The sequence below is a fragment of the Mesorhizobium sp. WSM3224 genome (assembly GCF_000427725.1).
GTDB lineage: Bacteria > Pseudomonadota > Alphaproteobacteria > Rhizobiales > Rhizobiaceae > Mesorhizobium.
On sequence record NZ_ATYO01000006.1, the window covers coordinates 269,351 to 285,613 of the forward strand.

The window sequence follows — 16,263 nt, forward strand, 5'->3', positions numbered from 1 at the left end:
TGTCCTTTATTCGGCCGCCACCATCTTGTCCGCCGATCGAGGAGAAGCCTGGAGCGACGGCAGCTTCGGCCGCACCGCCAGCGCATCCCGAATGATCTTCTCGACCGCCTTGCGGCGTTCGCCCGACAGCGGCTGGCGCGGCATGCGCACGCGGTCATTGGTACCGATCGCCAGCACTTCGGCAAGCTTGATGTTTTGGACCAGATAGGTGGAAACATCGAGGTCGAGCAAGGGCCGGAACCAGCGATAGATTGCCAGCGCCTCTTCGCGGCGGCCCTCTCTCATCATCTGGTAGATCGCGACCGTCTCGCGCGGGAAGGCAGTGACGAGACCGGCCACCCAGCCTATGGCGCCGACCGACAGCGCCTCGAAGGCGAGGTTGTCGACGCCGGTAAAGAGATCGTAGCGGTCGCCGAACCGGTTGATGATCTCGGTCGAGCGGCGGATGTCGTCGGACGATTCCTTGATGGCGACGAAGCGCTTGTCCGAGGCCAGTTCCTCCATGAGGTCGACGGTGACGTCGACGCGATAGGCGAGCCGGTTGGAGTAGATCATCACCGGCAGGTCGCCGGCTTCGGCGACGGCGCGCAGGGCGGCGACGGTCTCTTCCGGGTTGGTGTGGTAGATCGGGCTCGGCACCACCATCAGACCGTCGGCGCCTTCCTTGGCGGCGCGGCGCGCGATGCTCGCCGCCTCGCGGGTGCCGGCCTCGTTGACGGTAAGCAGCACCGGCTTCTTGCCCGCAACCTTCCGCGCCGCCTTCAGCACCTCGATCTTCTCGTCATGCGACAGCATCGGGCCCTCGCCGAGCGAACCGCAGACGATGATGCCGTCGCAGCCGGCCTCCACCTGCAGCCCGTAGCAGCGCTCCATCTCGGCATGGTCGAGGCGGTCGTCGGCGGTGAATTTGGTTGTGACGGCGGGGAAAACTCCGGTCCACATGGCTGTCTCTCCTCTGATATATCAGCCGTATATCTATTAGGAATTGGCCTGTCAACGCTGAATCCGTTATGATATATGAAAAATATATCAGGAGCCTGCCGTTGATCTCCCCACTGATATCCATCGAGGCGAATACGACCTTCGAGCCGGCTGCGACCAAGGCCTATCGCGCGCTGGAACACATGATCGTCACGCTCGAACTGGCGCCATCGAGCTTCGTCACCGAAGGCGCGTTGATCGAGCGGCTGGGTCTCGGACGCACGCCGGTGCGTGAAGCGATCCAGAGGCTGGCCTGGGAAGGGCTTCTCGACATAAGACCCCGCGCGGGCATCGCGGTCGCGCCGCTTCACGCCGGCGATTGGCTGCGGGTGCTGGATGCACGGCGCGGCATCGAGGTGGTGCTCGCCCGCTCGGCCGCCCGCTTCGTCACCCGCGAGGCCGCCGACCTGTTCCACGAGGCGGCTTTGGCCATGCAGAAGGCGGTGATCTCGGGCAGCGTGCTTGCCTTCATCCAGGCCGACAAGGCGCTCGATGAAGCGCTCGCCATCGCCGCCGACAATCCCTTCGCGGCGCGTGTGGCCGCCCCCTTGCAGACGCACAGCCGCCGCTTCTGGTACCGCTACAAGGCCGACACCGGGCTAGCCGAATCCGCCGAACATCACGTCGCGCTGATCCGCTCCATCCTCGATGGCGACGAGGAAGGCGCCGCCAAGGACGCCAAGAAATTGATATCGCTGCTGCGCGGCCATGCCGAGGTGGCTGCCACGCGTTGAGCAAAGCGGCTCAGCACTGCCCGAGGCGGTTCAGCCGCCCGGGCTGCCGACCGCGGTGGCCAGCGTGTCTTCCCATCCCTCGCCGGCGGCCAGGATGCAGCTCTGGCCTTTGACGTCGGTCATCAGGATGGTCCAGGTTCCGCTTGCCGAGACGAACACCTCGAAGATGGCGGCTTCTCCGGCCACGCCGTAGCCGAGCCGCTTCTCCTCGAATGCCTCCGCCAGCCTCGCGACCAGATAGTCATGGCCGCCGCAGATGACTTGCGCCTGCGCCGGGATTGCCGACAGCGCCATCATGGCGCCAACGGCCGCCAGCTTGATCCATCGAAACGAAAATTCGCGTGCCATGGGGCACCTCCTTCGCCTTCGCATTCCGGCAAGGGAGGCACATTCGGCCGCCTCAGTATGCCGGAAGGCTCCAGGCCGGATTCGACGTCTTCATCACGTCACTCCTTCTGGTTTCCGGTCTGTCCTAGGGAAATTATGATTCCCTGGATTCGATATGGTGAAGCTTCGCCCGCTAAACAAGCGGTGCCGTGGAAAGCGCCTTGGTGCCCAGTTCCCTGGTGGTTCAGGCGCCCGGCATCGCCGCGGTGATCGTCGGACTGTCCCAGCCCTCGCCGACGGACAGGATGCAGCTCTGTCCCTTGATATCGGAAGCAAGAACGGTCCAGCTGCCCTGATCGGAGACGAAGATTTCGAGCACGACGTTCGGATTGATCAGGCCGCGCCCGGCTTCGCTTTCGTGGAACTTGTCGCCGAGGGCCTTGATGATGTCAGCGCGCGCCGCGCATTGCGCGGCCGCATTCGCGGGCGCTGCTCCGCTGGTCATCGCCGCCGCCACCAACATTGTCGCCATAAGAAATCGTGCCATCCGACACCTCCTCGCGCCAGACGAGAACCCCGGCTGCCACCGGCGCTGTTCGATTGCCTGCACGCATGGCAGGAATAAAACCTAAGGCAGAAAGTGGTCTGTTGGTTCCATCACACGGCGATGGAATTATTAGAGTGTGCCGATGTTTCCTCAGGGTGCACACCGGGTATCATGCGCCTGGAATTGCACTGCGCGCCGCTGCGAGCCCCGCAAGGCGACAAGTTGATCGCCACATCCGGGATGCGTATGACCCCACGACGCGTTCCTCCGCGCCAATAAAAAGAAAGCGCGGTTTGCACCGCGCTTTCTGAACGTTTGGTTTGGAAGACCCGTCGGCTAGTTCATCGTCGGGATCACGAACTCTGCACCGTCCTTGATGCCAGCCCGCGCGCCCGCAGCCGAAGGCGAGGACGCGCAAACAGGAAACGTCCGGTCAGTTCATCGTCGGGATGACGAATTCCGCGCCGTCCTTGATGCCGGACGGCCAGCGCGAGGTGACCGTCTTGGTCTTGGTGTAGAAGCGGAACGCGTCCGGGCCGTGCTGGTTGAGATCGCCGAAGGACGACGCCTTCCAGCCACCGAACGTATAATAGGCGATCGGCACCGGGATCGGCACATTGACGCCGACCATGCCTACCTGGACGCGGGAAGCGAAGTCGCGCGCGGCGTCGCCGTCGCGGGTGTAGATGGCCACGCCATTGCCCATCTCGTGGTCGTTGGCAAGCTTGATCGCGCTCTCATAGGTCGGCGCGCGCACCACCGAGAGCACCGGCCCAAAAATCTCTTCCTTGTAGATGCGCATGTCGGCCGTCACATTGTCGAACAGGCAGCCGCCCATATAGTAGCCGTTCTCATAGCCCTGCATCTTGAAGCCGCGACCGTCGACGACCAGCTTGGCGCCTTCCTTGACGCCGATATCGACGTAACCCTTGACGCGCTCCAGCGCCTGCGCCGTCACCAGCGGGCCGAAATCGGCGGCGGAGTCCGTCGACGGGCCGACCTTCAGGCTCTCGACACGCGGCACCAGCTTTTCCATCAGCCTGTTGGCAGTGTCGTTGCCGACCGGCACGGCCACCGAGATCGCCATGCAGCGTTCGCCGGCCGAGCCGTAGCCGGCGCCGATGAGAGCATCGACCGTCTGGTCCAGGTCGGCGTCGGGCATGATGATCATGTGGTTCTTGGCGCCGCCGAAGCACTGCACGCGCTTGCCGGAAGCGGTGCCGCGCGAATAGATGTAGTGGGCGATCGGCGTCGAGCCGACAAAGCCGATGGCCTTGATGTCCGGATCGTCGAGGATGGCGTCGACCACTTCCTTGTCGCCGTTGACGACGTTGAGGATGCCGGCAGGCAGGCCGGCTTCGATGAACAGCTCGGCGATGCGGATCGGCACGCCCGGATCGCGTTCCGACGGCTTGAGGATGAAGGCGTTGCCGCAGGCGATGGCCGGGGCGATCTTCCACAGCGGGATCATGGCCGGGAAGTTAAACGGCGTAATGCCGGCAACGACGCCGAGCGGCTGGCGCATCGAATAGACGTCGATGCCGGGGCCGGCGCCGTCGGTGAACTCGCCCTTCATCATGTGCGGCGCACCGATGCAGACTTCGACCACTTCGAGGCCGCGCTGGATGTCGCCGCGCGCATCGGCGATCGTCTTGCCGTGCTCGCGCGCCAGGATGTCGGCCAGTTCGTCATAGTCGCGGGCGACCAGCTCGAGAAACTTCATCAGCACGCGCACGCGGCGCTGCGGGTTGGTGGCGGCCCACTTCGGCTGCGCCGCCTTGGCGTTCTCGACCGCGGCGCGCAGTTCCGCCTGCGAGGCTAAAGCCACCGTGCCGCGCACGGAACCGTCCATCGGCTGCATCACATCCTGCTTGCGGCCGCTGGTGCCGGCGACACGCTTGCCGCCGATGAAATGACCGTATTCGATCATGGTTACTCTCCCTGTCTTGATGATGATCTCATTGTCCGCCTTTGCGGCGGCGATGGCAACGCGAGGAAGATCGCAACCGTTGTGCGGAAAATAGACAACGGTGATTGGGCGTGCATTAATTGCCGCAAATGGTGGATTGCCGAAAGGGCCGAAGCTTGCGTTCCTTCACACCCCCCTCTGTCCTGCCGGACATCTCTCCCGTAAGGGGGGAGATCAGCAGCTTCTTTGATGGCGCCCCTCTTCAAGCTTTGGAGATTGGCGAAAGCCGCCACGACATCCAATCTCCCCCCTTGCGGGGGAGATGGCCGGCAGGCCAGAGGGGGGTGGGCGGGAACGCGGCGCCTGCCATTGATCCGGACCATCCCCATGAACTGGGATGACGTCCGCGTCTTCCTCGCCGTGGCGCGCGCCGGGCAGATCCTCGGCGCGGCGAAACGCCTGGAACTCAACCACGCCACTGTCTCGCGCCGCATCGCCGCGCTCGAGGAGGCGTTGCGCACAAAGCTCTTCCGCCGCCTGACCACCGGCAGCGAATTGACGCCGGCCGGCGAGCGTTTCCTCGACATCGCCGAGCGCATGGAAGGCGACATGATCGCCGCGCGCTCGACCATTGCCGGCGAGGGCGACGATGTTTCCGGAACCGTGCGCATCGGCGCGCCCGACGGATTCGGCGTCGCTTTCCTGGCAAAGCGTTTGGGCGAGCTGACCGCCCTTCACCGCGAGCTCACCATCCAGCTGGTGCCGGTGCCGCGCTCCTTCTCCCTGTCGCGGCGCGAGGCCGATATCGCGATCACCGTCGAGCGACCCACCGAAGGGCGGCTGGTGGCCGGCAAACTGGTCGACTACACGCTCGGCCTGTTCGCGTCCCGAGCCTATGCCGAGGCCAACGGCCTGCCCAAAGCGCCGGCCGAACTCGGCCGGCACACGCTGATCGGCTATGTGCCGGACCTCATCGTCAGCCCCTCGCTCGACTATGCCGCCGAGTTCAGCGCTGAATGGCGCACCAGCTTCGCCATCTCCTCGGCGCTCGGCCAGGCCGAAGCGGTGCGTTCCGGCGCCGGCATCGGCATCCTGCATACCTTCGTCGCCCGTTCGATGCCGGAGCTGGTGCCTGTCGACATCGTCGCGCCCATCCGCCGCGCCTATTGGCTGGTCTATCATGAATCGGTGCGGCCGCTGCGCCGTGTCCAGCTCGTCGCCAACTTCATCACCAGGGCGGTGGAGCGGGAGCGCAGCCTTTTCGTCTAGTCGGGGTCGAGCACGAACGAAGCGCCGATCAGATACGCGGTAGCCGTCGCCAAAGGAAAAAGACGCATCCCAAAGTCCCGGCACCAAAGCCGATCCCATCACAGGCAGTTGGTCGTTGTCGCCTTGCCTGCGCCACAAATTCGGCGAGTGTGGCACCAGGGCGCTTCGCCATGCCATGATGGAGCGCTAGAGCAATTCCAGGAAAAGTGTGAGCGGTTTTCCGTCCGGAATTGCGCCAAAACAAAGAGGTAGAGCGGTTCGCCGTTTCCGTGAAACGGTGAAACGCTCTGGGGCCAATCTTCGGAACGCCGGCGGGGAAATGCGAGCCGTTCTTGCCATTCTGCCGCTGCTTTTTCTGTCGGACTGCGCCAATCCCTGGACGAAGGCCCCGGAAGCGGAGTTGCCGAAGCCGATCCGCTATGCCATGTCGCGGCCCTCGCCCTTCGTCATCGGCAATTATTGCGGCCCGGGCACGCGCACCGGCGATCTCTCGGCAAGGCCGGTCGACCGTCTCGATGCCGCCTGCCGGACCCATGACGCCTGCTACATTGCCCGGCACGATCATTGCGACTGCGACGGCGCGCTCGTCGCCTCCGCGAGGAAGATTCGCGACGACCGGACGGCACCGCGCAAAATGCGCAACGAGGCCGAATTGCTGATCGCCACCTTCGCGTTTCCTGTCTGCAGGATCTTTCCGCAGGGCTTCATGCCGCCGCGCGACCCCGCCCAACTCAAGGCCATCAACGGGGCGGCCGGATGAGCCTCGGGTCGGTCGTCACCAGGGCGTTGCTTGGGCTGGCGCTGGCAGCGCTTGCCGGTTGCGCCGGCATGCCCGGACATTCGGCCTGCGGCTTCTTTCCGGGCGACGACGCCTGCAGCCGCCTGCCCGTCTCGGCGGATAGCAGCGGCGCTGAGATAGCCAGGGCGCATTACTTCGCGAGCGATCGCGACAGCGCCTATGACAGGCAGTTCCAGGCGCTGCTCGCCCAAAGCCGGCTCGATGCGCTCGACCGCGCCAACGGAACCGGCCGTTTCGGCCGCGACTGGCGCGATGTCCAGAACAGCGGCTTCCACGCCACCTACCAGGCGCTGCAACGGTTGGGCAAACCGCTCGACGACAACGAGCCGGCGCCTACGCGCGACAAGCCGGGCGAAGGCCATTTCACCAGGCGTTGGCGCATGTCGCGGCAGACACTCTATCTCGATGCAGCCGCGCGACCCACGGCGCCCAAGACCTTCAGCTTCTCCGGCCTGCAGGCGCGCTCGGTCGAGATCGTGCTGCGTCAGGCGGGCCAGCAGCCTGTCGATGTCAGCGGCACCTGCGACGGCCCGCTCGCGATCCGCGTATCGGGCCGATCCACCACCGTCGCCAGGGCTTCGCCATTCCATCTGAGCCTGCCGGTCGCCGAAACCTCCGTCAGCCTGTTTCCGGGTCAGGCGCTCAGCCGCTGCGATCTGCGCGTCGCCTCGACGCTCGCGCCGGCCGGCGCGCCGCTGACCTTGCTGCGCGAGGAGACCGCCGATCCACGGATCGCGGCGCTCGACAGCCGCTACGACCGCTGCCCGGTGCCTGATCCGGCGGGGCTGGAGGAACTCGACCGCGTCTTTTACGCCGGCCGCTGGCTGTCGCAGACCTGCGCGCTGCCGCTAGCGTCGCCGATCCTGCTGCGCAAGTCGCGCGACGGCTTCAACGCCAAGGTCGAGGCTCTGCTCGGCAGGGCACTGCCGGACAGCGCCTTCGACAAGGCCGATCCCGGACTGCCGCTCGATTTCTCCAACGCCCCGAAACTCCGGCTGATCTACCTGTCGTCGCTGGAGTTCAAGGCGGATTTTTCAGGCCGCGTCATGGAGCGGCTGATCCGCCATCACGCGGCGCAGGGCACCAAGGTGCGCATCCTGGTGACCGACGTGCTGGAACGGGATAAGGACGACGCCATGCTGCACCGGCTGGCATCGGAATTCCCCAATGTCGAATTGCAGGAATATCGCTGGCAGGCCGATCACGGCGCGCCATTCGACGAGCAGATTTCACAGCTGCACAAGACCCATCACATCAAGATGCTGGCGACGCTGGCGCAAGAGCCCGGACGCTCGCGCGTTATCATCGGCGGCCGCAACATCCATGACGGTTTTCTGTTCCACAAGCCGGTCGACCTGACCCGCTATCCGGAGCTGGAGCAATACGGCAAGACCGACGGCTTCTCGCTGAACTACTATTCCAACTGGAGCGACTTCGACATCGAGATCGCCGACCGGGCGACCGTCGAGACGCTGGCCGCGCATCTGTCGACCATCTGGCTGCGCGATGCCGACACCAATTTGTCGCGGCCGTTTTCGATTCCCGCACGGTCGGGCGGCCGGCCCCCGCAGGGCGTGGCGCGGCATTTCATTTCCGTGCCTTATGAGGACGGGCATGCCCTGGAGGCCTATTTCGTCGAGCTGATCGACACCGCCGAGCACCGCATCCAGATCGTCAATCCCTACCTCAACCTGACGCCCGATATCGCCCGGGCCTTCGACCGGGCGCTGGCCAGGGGCGTGAAGATCGACGTCGTCGGCCGCATCGACCTCAAGGGCGATATCGGCGGCCGGTTCCTCACCGCGCTCAACAAGCTGTTCGTCGAGAAATACGGCGACCGCATCGACATCCGCGAGTTCAAGGCGCCTGACGTCGTGCTGCATTCCAAGATCATGATGATCGACGAAAGGCTTGTCGCCATATCCTCGGTCAACCTCAACAACCGCAGCTTCTTCCATGACTCGGAGAACGGCATGGTCGTGCTCGACCCGGCTTTCTACCGCCGCATGAAGCCGGTCTATGACGATTACCTCGCCCATTCGCGCCCGGTCGCCACCAATGTCACGATCGGCTGGGCCTACCGGCTGCTGTTCAGCGACACCTGGGTCAGGGAGGCGTTTTAAAAGCCGCCGCTCTCGACATTGAGGTGTGTTGAGATTCAGGTCAGGCCGAGTCGAAAATGACGATCTCCGAGAACCGGAGCGGAGCGTACTTGAAGTACGTGAGCACCGGAAGCGCAGGAGATCGGCATTTGCAGGCCGGCATCACCTGAATATCAGCACACCTTAAACGGGCTTCAGATACCGTTCCGGGCTGAGGTCGCGCGCGTTGATCTCGGGCACCCGGTTCGACATGATGTCGGCAAGCACCTTGGCCGAGCCGCAGGCCATGGTCCAGCCGAGCGTGCCGTGGCCGGTGTTGAGATAGAGGTTGGCAACCTCGCTTTGCCCGATCAAGGGCGGCCCGTCCGGCGTCATCGGCCGCAAGCCGCACCAGAAGCTTGCCGCCTTGAGGTCGCCGCTGCCGGGGAAGAGATCGCCGACCGAATATTCGAGGGTGCGGCGCCGCGATTCATGCAGGCGAAGATCGTAGCCTGAAATCTCCGCGGTGCCGCCGACACGGATGCGGTCGCCGAGCCGGGTGATCGCCACCTTGTAGGTCTCGTCCATGACCGTCGACACCGGCGCCGCGTCGGCATTGCTGATCGGCACCGTGATCGAATATCCCTTCACCGGATAGACCGGAATTGGCCGCCCCAACTCGCGCATGAATTGCGCCGAATAGCTGCCCATCGCCATCACGAAGGCGTCCGCGGATTTCCACCCGTGATCCGTCAGCACATTGGTGAGGCGATTGCGGTTCCTGACGATGCGCCGGATGGTCGAGCCGTATTCGAAGGTCACGCCGCGTGCCACGCAGAGTTCGGCGAGCTTGTCGGTGAACATCTTGCAATCGCCGGTCTCGTCGCCGGGAAGCCTGAGGCCGCCGACGAATTTTTCACGCACCGCCGCAAGGGCCGGCTCGGCCGCGATACAGCCGTCGCGGTCGAGGATCTCGTAAGGCACGCCGTATTTCTTCAACACCTCGACGTCGCCGCCGGTACCGTCGAGCTGCTTCTGTTTGCGGAAAAGCTGCAGCGTGCCTTTGGTCCGTTCGTCGTAGGTGATGCCGGTCGCCTCGCGTAGCGCCTTCAGCGTGTCGCGGCTGTATTCGGCAAGCGGCACCATGCGCGACTTGTTGAGCGCGTAGCGCTCGGCCGTGCAGTTGCGCAGCATCTTGAGGAGCCACGTCCACATATTTGGATCGAAGGCCGGCCGCACGACCAGCGGGCCGTATTTCATCAACAACCATTTGACGGCTTTGACCGGAATGCCGGGCCCGGCCCAGGGCGAGGCATAGCCGGGCGATACTTCGCCGGCATTGGCGAAGCTGGTTTCGAGCGCCGGCCCGGGCTGGCGATCGTAGACGGTCACTTCATGACCGGCCTCGGCGAGGAAGTAGGCGGTGGTGACCCCGATCACGCCGCCGCCCAGCACGATGACTTTCATTCTATGCTCCCTCAAACGCCGATCATGCCGCCGAAGGGCCTGGATCGTCCCCCTCTGTCTGCCGGATTCTGCCGCGCCCGCCAAGGGGCCAGTCATCGGCGGGGGCGCTGTGGACCAGCTCGAGGCCGTGGCCTTGCCTTTCGGCGGCACGATCCTGCGCCGCGCGGCCTCCGGCGGCAAGGCGGCCCGGTTCAGCTATCAACGTAGCGGCGGTGAAAGCGCGCACCCAGGCTGGTCAATATTTCATAGCCGATGGTGCCGGCGTGGCCGGCCGCGTCATCGACGCTTTGCGACGGACCGATGAGCTCGACGAGGTCGCCCTCGCTGAGCCTGCCGGCCGGGAGCGCCGAGATGTCGAGGATGATCGAGTCCATCGACACGCGCCCGATGAAGGGCAGTCGTACACCTTCGAACCAGGCGGCCGAGGCCGCGCGCCGGTGCCAGCCGTCGCCATAGCCCAGCGAAATGGTCGCGAGATCGAGCGGCCCGTCCGCATGGTGGGCGTGGCCATAGCCGATGCCGGCGCCAGGGCCGACCCGCCGCGTCTGCGCCACCTTGGCTTGCAGCCCTATCACCGGCAGCATCGGGTTGGGTTCGTGGGGCGTCGGATTGACGCCGTAGAGCGCTGCTCCGGGGCGGGCAAGGTCGTAGTGATAGGCCGGTCCGAGAAAGATGCCGGACGAGTTGGCTAAAGAGGCGGGCGCCGCGGGCAGCATCCCGCGCAGTCGGTCGAATTCGCGCCGCTGCTTTTCGTTCGCCGCCTGCTGCGGCTCGTCGGCACGGGCGAGGTGGCTCATCACGAAACGGATATCGATGCCGTCGAAGGCGCCGGCCTCGCCCGCGACCGCCTCGACTTCCGCCGGTGCCATGCCAAGCCTGGCCATGCCGCTGTCGACCTGGATGGCGGCGGGCAGGCTCCGCCCCATCCCTCGCGCCGTCTCGCGCCAGGCCTTCAGCTGACTGGCGCTGTTGATGACCGGGCAAAGCCCGGCCGCTGCGGCTTCCGGCTCCGAGCCCGGAGGCAGTCCGTTCAGCACGAAAATGTCGAGCCCGGGGCCGACCGCCTTGCGCAGCGCGATGCCCTCGCCAAGCAGCGCGACAAAGAAGATATCGCAGCCCTGTTTCGCCAGCGCCGCCGCCACCTGGGCGGCGCCAAGCCCATAGCCGTCTGCCTTGAGCACGCCGGCGCAGCGCAGGCCGTTCAGCCGCGCCTTCAGCCGGCGGTAGTTTTCCCGGACGGCGCCAAGGTCGATCGTCAGGACCGCGCCGGCGGCCGCCTCGCTCACAGGCGAGCTGCTGTCCACATCATTTGCCGGAAACCCGCGTCCGGTGTCGTCGTCCATGGCGACCCCCGCTTATTGCATCGGCAATCAATACGGCCATGGGGCGGCCGAGACAACCGGGACGGATGGCGCCATTAGCGAGCCAGGTGCTGGAATGCCGCGACAACCTGCTCGTAGACCTTGCGCTTGAACGGGACGATTAGGTCCGGCAGATCCCGCATCGGCCGCCATGCCCATTGATCGAATTCGGCCGTGTGGCCGCCGGGCGGCGGATTGATCTCGATCTCACCTTCATCGCCCTCGAAGCGGTAGGCGAACCATTTCTGCGTCTGGCCGCGATAGCGGCCCTTGAAGGCGACGCCGACCAGATGCGGCGGCAGATCGTAGTTGATCCAGTGCGGCGCTTCGGCAAGCAGCGACACGCTGCGCATGCCGGTTTCCTCATAGAGCTCGCGGCCTGCGGCCGCGACCGGCTCTTCGCCCTTGTCGATGCCGCCCTGCGGCATCTGCCAAAGCTGCGTCGTGCCCGCGAATTCGCTGTCCGGTTCGGCGATGCGGTGCCCGACCCAGACCAGGCCTGCCTTGTTGAGGATCATCAGCCCGACGCAGGGACGGTAAGGCAGCGTTTCAGGGTCGATCTTTTTAGCCATAAATGAAGGTGTCCAGCCGTTAGGGAATTCGCTCCGGCGAGGCAGGTAGCGTTAGCCTTTTTGCGGATCTATGGCCACCGCCGAGATCGGCACGATCTCGATGCCGCGTTTCTTTGCCTCGGCAATCCAGGACGTCACCGTGTCGACGGTGATGTCGAAGGCCGAGCCGATACCGACCGCGCTGCCCTTGGCCCGCGCCGTCGCTTCCAGGCTGTCCAGCTTCTTGAGGATTTCGCCGCGGTCCTGCACGGCATCGATCGCCATGTCGCCGGCGGCGAACGGCACGCCGTCCTTCAGCGCGAGGTCGGGGGCGACGCTGCGTGCCGAAGAACCGTCGTCGATATAGGCGAGCCCTCGCTTGCCGAGCTCGGCCATGAACGGCTCCATCGCCGAGGCGTCGGCCGAGAACCGCGCCCCCATATAGTTCATGACCCCGGTATAGTTGGTGGTGCGCGAGAGCGCCCAGTGCAGGTTCTTCAGGTTCTCGTCCGGGCTGGCCGAGACCGTCAGCGTGTTGCGGCCGGGATTGACGTTCGGATAGTCGAACGGCTCGAGCGGCACCTGCATGACGACCTCATGCCCGCTCTGCCTTGCCGCCTGCATCCAGCGGCCGATGCTGTTGCCTTGCGGCGCGAACGCCAGCGTCACTTCGGCGGGCAACTTGGCGATGGCGGCTTGCGTGCCGGTTTGCGAGACGGCGAGCCCGCCGATGACGATCGCCACGCGCGCGCCGCGCGCCCCGGACCACGGCCGCGCATAGACGTCGAAGGGTCGCCTGCCGTCAGCGGAGCGCATCGGCAGCGGACCGGTGTCGCTGGCCTCGATCAGCGCCCTGTCGGGGATGTGAGCGACCTTCAAATTCTGGCCGAGCGTCGACGGATCGCGAATCACGATCGCCGCTTTCGGCGGGCCGTCGCCCTCTTCGGTCTGGACGTGGATGATCTGCGGGCCGCCGCCCTTCATCGGCGTTCCGGCCTGTGGTGCGGCCTTCACCGGGGCCAGAGCAGGCGCGGGCGTGGCAGGCGCGGTAGTGACCTTTGGCGTCGAAACCGCCACCTCTTCCGGCTTGCGGAACGGCTTTTCACGAAAGGCGATCGCACCGGAAACGCCGATCACGGCAAGCACGGCGACCACCGCGGCAAGCGCACCGCCACTGACGCCACGCCGAGCAGGCCGCTTGGGCTGGAGCTTCTGTCCCAGCGGGCGTTCGATGTCCTTGCCGATGTCAGCCAACTTATGTTCCCAGCACGCCGCCTAAGCGAATGTCACGTCTTACGTGAAATCCCGCGCAAACTTCGCAATCGTCGGCGCTATACCCCAGACGCGTGGCGCCCCAGCCTCGGTCCCGAATCAAACTGCCGGAACCTCGCGGTCCCGGCAGCATTGCATTGCTTCGTCCGGTCGGCCAGAGCTTCGCTCCGGCCAAGCCGCATTACTGGTTCATCACTGCCTTGTCCGGATTCGGCGGGAACGACGGATCGGTTTTTTGGCCGCGCAGCAGCTGCTCGGCATAGATCAGCTGCAGGTCGTCCTTCGGCTCCGGCGGGACATAGGCGGCCGAGCCCGAACCATTGGCGCCCTCGTCGGCGCCCTTGATGTGGCCCTTGAGATCGGATTCGCCGCGGGTCAGGTCGCGGCCCTGCAGATCCGGCGGCAGCGGCTGGTCGACCTTGATGTCAGGCGTGATGCCCTTGCCCTGGATCGACTTGCCCGACGGCGTGTAATAGAGCGCCGTCGTCAGCCTCAGCGCGCCATTCTCGCCGAGCGGGATGATAGTCTGCACCGAGCCCTTGCCGAAGGACTGCGTGCCGACCACCGTGACGCGGCGCAGGTCCTGCAGCGCGCCGGCGACGATTTCCGAGGCGCTCGCCGAACCACCGTTGACCAGCACGATCATCGGCTTGCCGTTGATGTCGTCGATCTGCTTCGGCTTGGCGTCGAAGCGGGTGACGTCCTTCGGGTCGCGGCCGCGGGTCGAAACGATCTCGCCGCGCTTGAGGAAGGCGTCCGACACGCTCACCGCCTGATCGAGCAGGCCGCCCGGATTGAGGCGCAGATCGAGCACATAGCCCTTCAGCTTGTCGTTCGGCACCTGCTTCTTGATGTTCTCGATGGCGCTCTCGAGATCGTCATAGGTCTTTTCGGTGAACGAGGTGATCTTCATATAGCCGATGTCGTTCTCGACCCGGTACTTCACCGCCTTGACCTTGATGATGTCGCGCACCACCGACAGCTCGATCGGCTTGTCGGCGCCCTGGCGCAGGATGGTCAGCTTGATCGGCGTGTTGACCGGCCCGCGCATCTTCTCGACCGCGTCGTTGAGGGTGAGGCCGCGAACCTCCTCGCCGTCGATCTTGGCGATATAGTCGCCGGCGAGCACGCCCGCCTTGGCGGCCGGGGTGTCGTCGATCGGCGTGATCACCTTGACGAGGTCGTTCTCCATGGTGACCTCGATGCCGAGGCCGCCGAACTCGCCCTTGGTCTGCACGCGCATGTCCTGCGCCTGCTCGGCGTTCATGTAGGAGGAGTGCGGATCAAGCGAGGCCAGCATGCCGTTGATGGCGTTCTCGACCAGCGACTTGTCGTCCGGCGGCGTCACATAGTTCGCGCGCACGCGCTCGAAGATGTCACCGAAGATCGCCAGCTGCTTGTAAGTTTCCGAACCCGCAGCATTCGCCGCCGAACCCGGTGCGCCGTAGACCAGGCTCATTGCCGATGCGCCCATCAGCGCGCCGGCAAACAGAAGCGACAGTTTCCGCATCATTTCACGTCCTTCCAGAAAATCGGTCCGCCCACCATGGGGCCGGATCGACGGGTTTTCCATCCTTGCGGAACTCGACATAGAGTTCCGACGTCGAATTTTCATTCCGCGAGGCCGAGGTGCTTGCCACCCGGGCCTCTCCCATCGCGCCGATCGGCTCTCCTGCGAGCACCGACTGTCCGGTCGCGACGCTGATTCTGCTCATCCCCGCGAGAACGACATGATACCCGTCGCCCGCATTGAGGATCAAGAGCTGACCATACGAGCGAAACGGCCCCGCATAAAGCACGTTTCCATCCGCCGGTGCGGTGACGATGGCTCCCGATTGTGTCGCAACCATGTCGCCCTGCATCGCCGCGCCGTTGCCGTCGTCGGTGCCGAAACGCCGTTTGATCTTGCCGATGACCGGTAGGGCGATCTGGCCTTGCAACGCCGAAAACGGGGCCGACCCCGTGAGGCGATTGGCCTCAGGCACCGGCAATGCGGCAAGTTCCGTCGTCGAGGCCGTCGTGTCGCCATCGGTCGATTTCTGGTCGCCCCCCTTGACCTGGTCCTGCGCCTTGCGCGCCTTGTCGGCTTCGAGCGAGGCGATCAGGTCCTTGAGGCTGCTGGCCTTCGCCGCCAGCTGCTGCGAGCGCTGCTGCTCGGCCGCGATCGCCGTTTGGGTATCGGCCTGCAGCTTTTTCTTGGCCTCGAGCAGCATGGTGAGCCGCTTCTTCTCCGCCGTTTGGTCGGTGACGGCGGCGGTAAGCCTGGCCCGTTCGGCCTCGATCGAGGCCGTCACCCGGGTCTGCTCCTTGAGGTCGGCCATCAGCCTGTCGGTCTGCTGGCGCAGTTCCGGCACCACGGCCCCCAGCAGGATGGCGCTGCGCACCGACGACAGCGCATCTTCCGGCTTGACCAGGATCGCCGGCGGCGGATTGAGCCCCATGCGCTGCAGCGCGCCGAGCACCTCGGCCAGCACGTCGCGCCGCGCCATGAGCGAGGCGCGCAGCTTCTTTTCCTCGGTCTTCAGCCCTTCGAGCTTGGCGCCGATGTCTTCGATGTCCTGGCCGAGCTTCTGTTCCGTCATCGCCGACTGGATGAGCGCGGCGGTGATCGAGGCATAATCCTTGCGGACCGAAGCGATGTCGGCGGCAAGCTTGGCCAGCCGCTCCGACGACAGGGTGATTTCCTTGGAAACCTGCTGGTATTCGGCCCGGCTCTGATCTGGATCTGGCGTCGTATCGAGCATGTTTTCGGCCGCCCGGACCGGACCGAGCGCGACCAGAGCGGCGACGAGGGTCAAACCGCAGCGGCTGCGCCAGGCGCGCATTCTCGAATTCCAGCCTTCAGACATCAGGCCCAGACTCTATCCGCCGCTTCGTTAACGAACCATCAACCATGTTGGAAGCGCCACTATAACCGGTCGCTACGCGATTGAGGCGGGAATCCTTGCGCAAGCCGCAATCCCCC

14 protein-coding genes are annotated in these 16,263 nt (G+C 65.1%); 4 read left to right on the forward strand and 10 right to left on the reverse strand.

Going from position 1 to position 16,263, the window contains the following annotated elements; genetic code table 11:
* Positions 1-6 precede the first annotated feature (6 nt).
* Complete coding sequence (locus YU3_RS0113605) at positions 7-942, reverse strand: dihydrodipicolinate synthase family protein (RefSeq protein WP_027166773.1); 936 nt, start codon at positions 940-942, stop codon at positions 7-9.
* Between the two features lie 68 nt (positions 943-1,010).
* On the opposite strand from YU3_RS0113605, the gene YU3_RS0113610 reads away from it, so the two are divergent.
* Positions 1,011-1,715 (forward strand): GntR family transcriptional regulator, encoded by a 705-nt coding sequence (locus YU3_RS0113610; RefSeq protein WP_245273499.1) that lies wholly within the window; start codon positions 1,011-1,013, stop codon positions 1,713-1,715.
* Positions 1,716-1,745: 30 nt separating this feature from the next.
* On the opposite strand, the gene YU3_RS0113615 is transcribed toward YU3_RS0113610, so the two are convergent.
* The 3 genes from YU3_RS0113615 to YU3_RS0113625 form a co-directional block, all read right to left on the reverse strand.
* A complete protein-coding gene (locus tag YU3_RS0113615; protein ID WP_027166775.1) occupies positions 1,746-2,063 on the reverse strand; it encodes a hypothetical protein in 318 nt (105 codons plus the stop codon).
* Positions 2,064-2,286: 223 nt separating this feature from the next.
* Positions 2,287-2,589, reverse strand: coding sequence for a hypothetical protein (locus YU3_RS0113620; RefSeq protein WP_027166776.1), 303 nt, complete (start codon positions 2,587-2,589; stop codon positions 2,287-2,289).
* 433 nt (positions 2,590-3,022) lie between these two features.
* On the reverse strand, positions 3,023-4,519 hold the full coding sequence (locus YU3_RS0113625; RefSeq protein ID WP_027166777.1) for a CoA-acylating methylmalonate-semialdehyde dehydrogenase: 1,497 nt from the start codon (positions 4,517-4,519) through the stop codon (positions 3,023-3,025).
* Between the two features lie 366 nt (positions 4,520-4,885).
* Between YU3_RS0113625 and YU3_RS0113630 the strand changes: the two genes are divergently transcribed.
* The 3 genes from YU3_RS0113630 to YU3_RS0113640 all read left to right on the forward strand — a co-directional run bounded on the left by YU3_RS0113630 (position 4,886) and on the right by YU3_RS0113640 (position 8,689).
* Positions 4,886-5,767: a LysR family transcriptional regulator gene (locus YU3_RS0113630; RefSeq protein ID WP_027166778.1), complete on the forward strand. Its 882-nt coding sequence runs from the start codon at positions 4,886-4,888 to the stop codon at positions 5,765-5,767.
* 319 nt (positions 5,768-6,086) lie between these two features.
* Positions 6,087-6,527, forward strand: coding sequence for a hypothetical protein (locus YU3_RS0113635; protein WP_027166779.1), 441 nt, complete (start codon positions 6,087-6,089; stop codon positions 6,525-6,527).
* On the forward strand, positions 6,524-8,689 hold the full coding sequence (locus YU3_RS0113640) for a phosphatidylserine/phosphatidylglycerophosphate/cardiolipin synthase family protein (protein ID WP_027166780.1): 2,166 nt from the start codon (positions 6,524-6,526) through the stop codon (positions 8,687-8,689). The genes YU3_RS0113635 and YU3_RS0113640 overlap by 4 nt, the downstream gene beginning before the upstream one ends.
* Positions 8,690-8,851: 162 nt before the next feature.
* Here YU3_RS0113640 and YU3_RS0113645 read toward each other — a convergent pair whose 3' ends face one another.
* The 6 genes from YU3_RS0113645 to YU3_RS0113670 all read right to left on the reverse strand — a co-directional run bounded on the left by YU3_RS0113645 (position 8,852) and on the right by YU3_RS0113670 (position 16,147).
* Positions 8,852-10,210: a D-amino acid dehydrogenase gene (locus YU3_RS0113645; RefSeq protein WP_348631172.1), complete on the reverse strand. Its 1,359-nt coding sequence runs from the start codon at positions 10,208-10,210 to the stop codon at positions 8,852-8,854.
* A gap of 95 nt (positions 10,211-10,305) precedes the next feature.
* Positions 10,306-11,457, reverse strand: coding sequence for an alanine racemase (gene alr, locus YU3_RS0113650; RefSeq protein ID WP_051333935.1), 1,152 nt, complete (start codon positions 11,455-11,457; stop codon positions 10,306-10,308).
* Between the two features lie 74 nt (positions 11,458-11,531).
* Positions 11,532-12,047: an RNA pyrophosphohydrolase gene (locus YU3_RS0113655; RefSeq protein WP_027166783.1), complete on the reverse strand. Its 516-nt coding sequence runs from the start codon at positions 12,045-12,047 to the stop codon at positions 11,532-11,534.
* Positions 12,048-12,098: 51 nt separating this feature from the next.
* The gene (locus YU3_RS0113660; protein ID WP_027166784.1) at positions 12,099-13,280 is read right to left on the reverse strand and encodes a divergent polysaccharide deacetylase family protein; all 1,182 of its coding nucleotides are present in this window, start codon (positions 13,278-13,280) and stop codon (positions 12,099-12,101) included.
* A 199-nt stretch (positions 13,281-13,479) separates the two neighbouring features.
* Positions 13,480-14,811: a S41 family peptidase gene (locus tag YU3_RS0113665; RefSeq protein ID WP_027166785.1), complete on the reverse strand. Its 1,332-nt coding sequence runs from the start codon at positions 14,809-14,811 to the stop codon at positions 13,480-13,482.
* Between the two features lies 1 nt (position 14,812).
* Positions 14,813-16,147 carry a murein hydrolase activator EnvC gene (locus YU3_RS0113670; protein WP_027166786.1) on the reverse strand — a complete coding sequence of 445 codons (1,335 nt, stop codon included), beginning with the start codon at positions 16,145-16,147 and terminating at the stop codon, positions 14,813-14,815.
* Positions 16,148-16,263 lie beyond the last annotated feature (116 nt).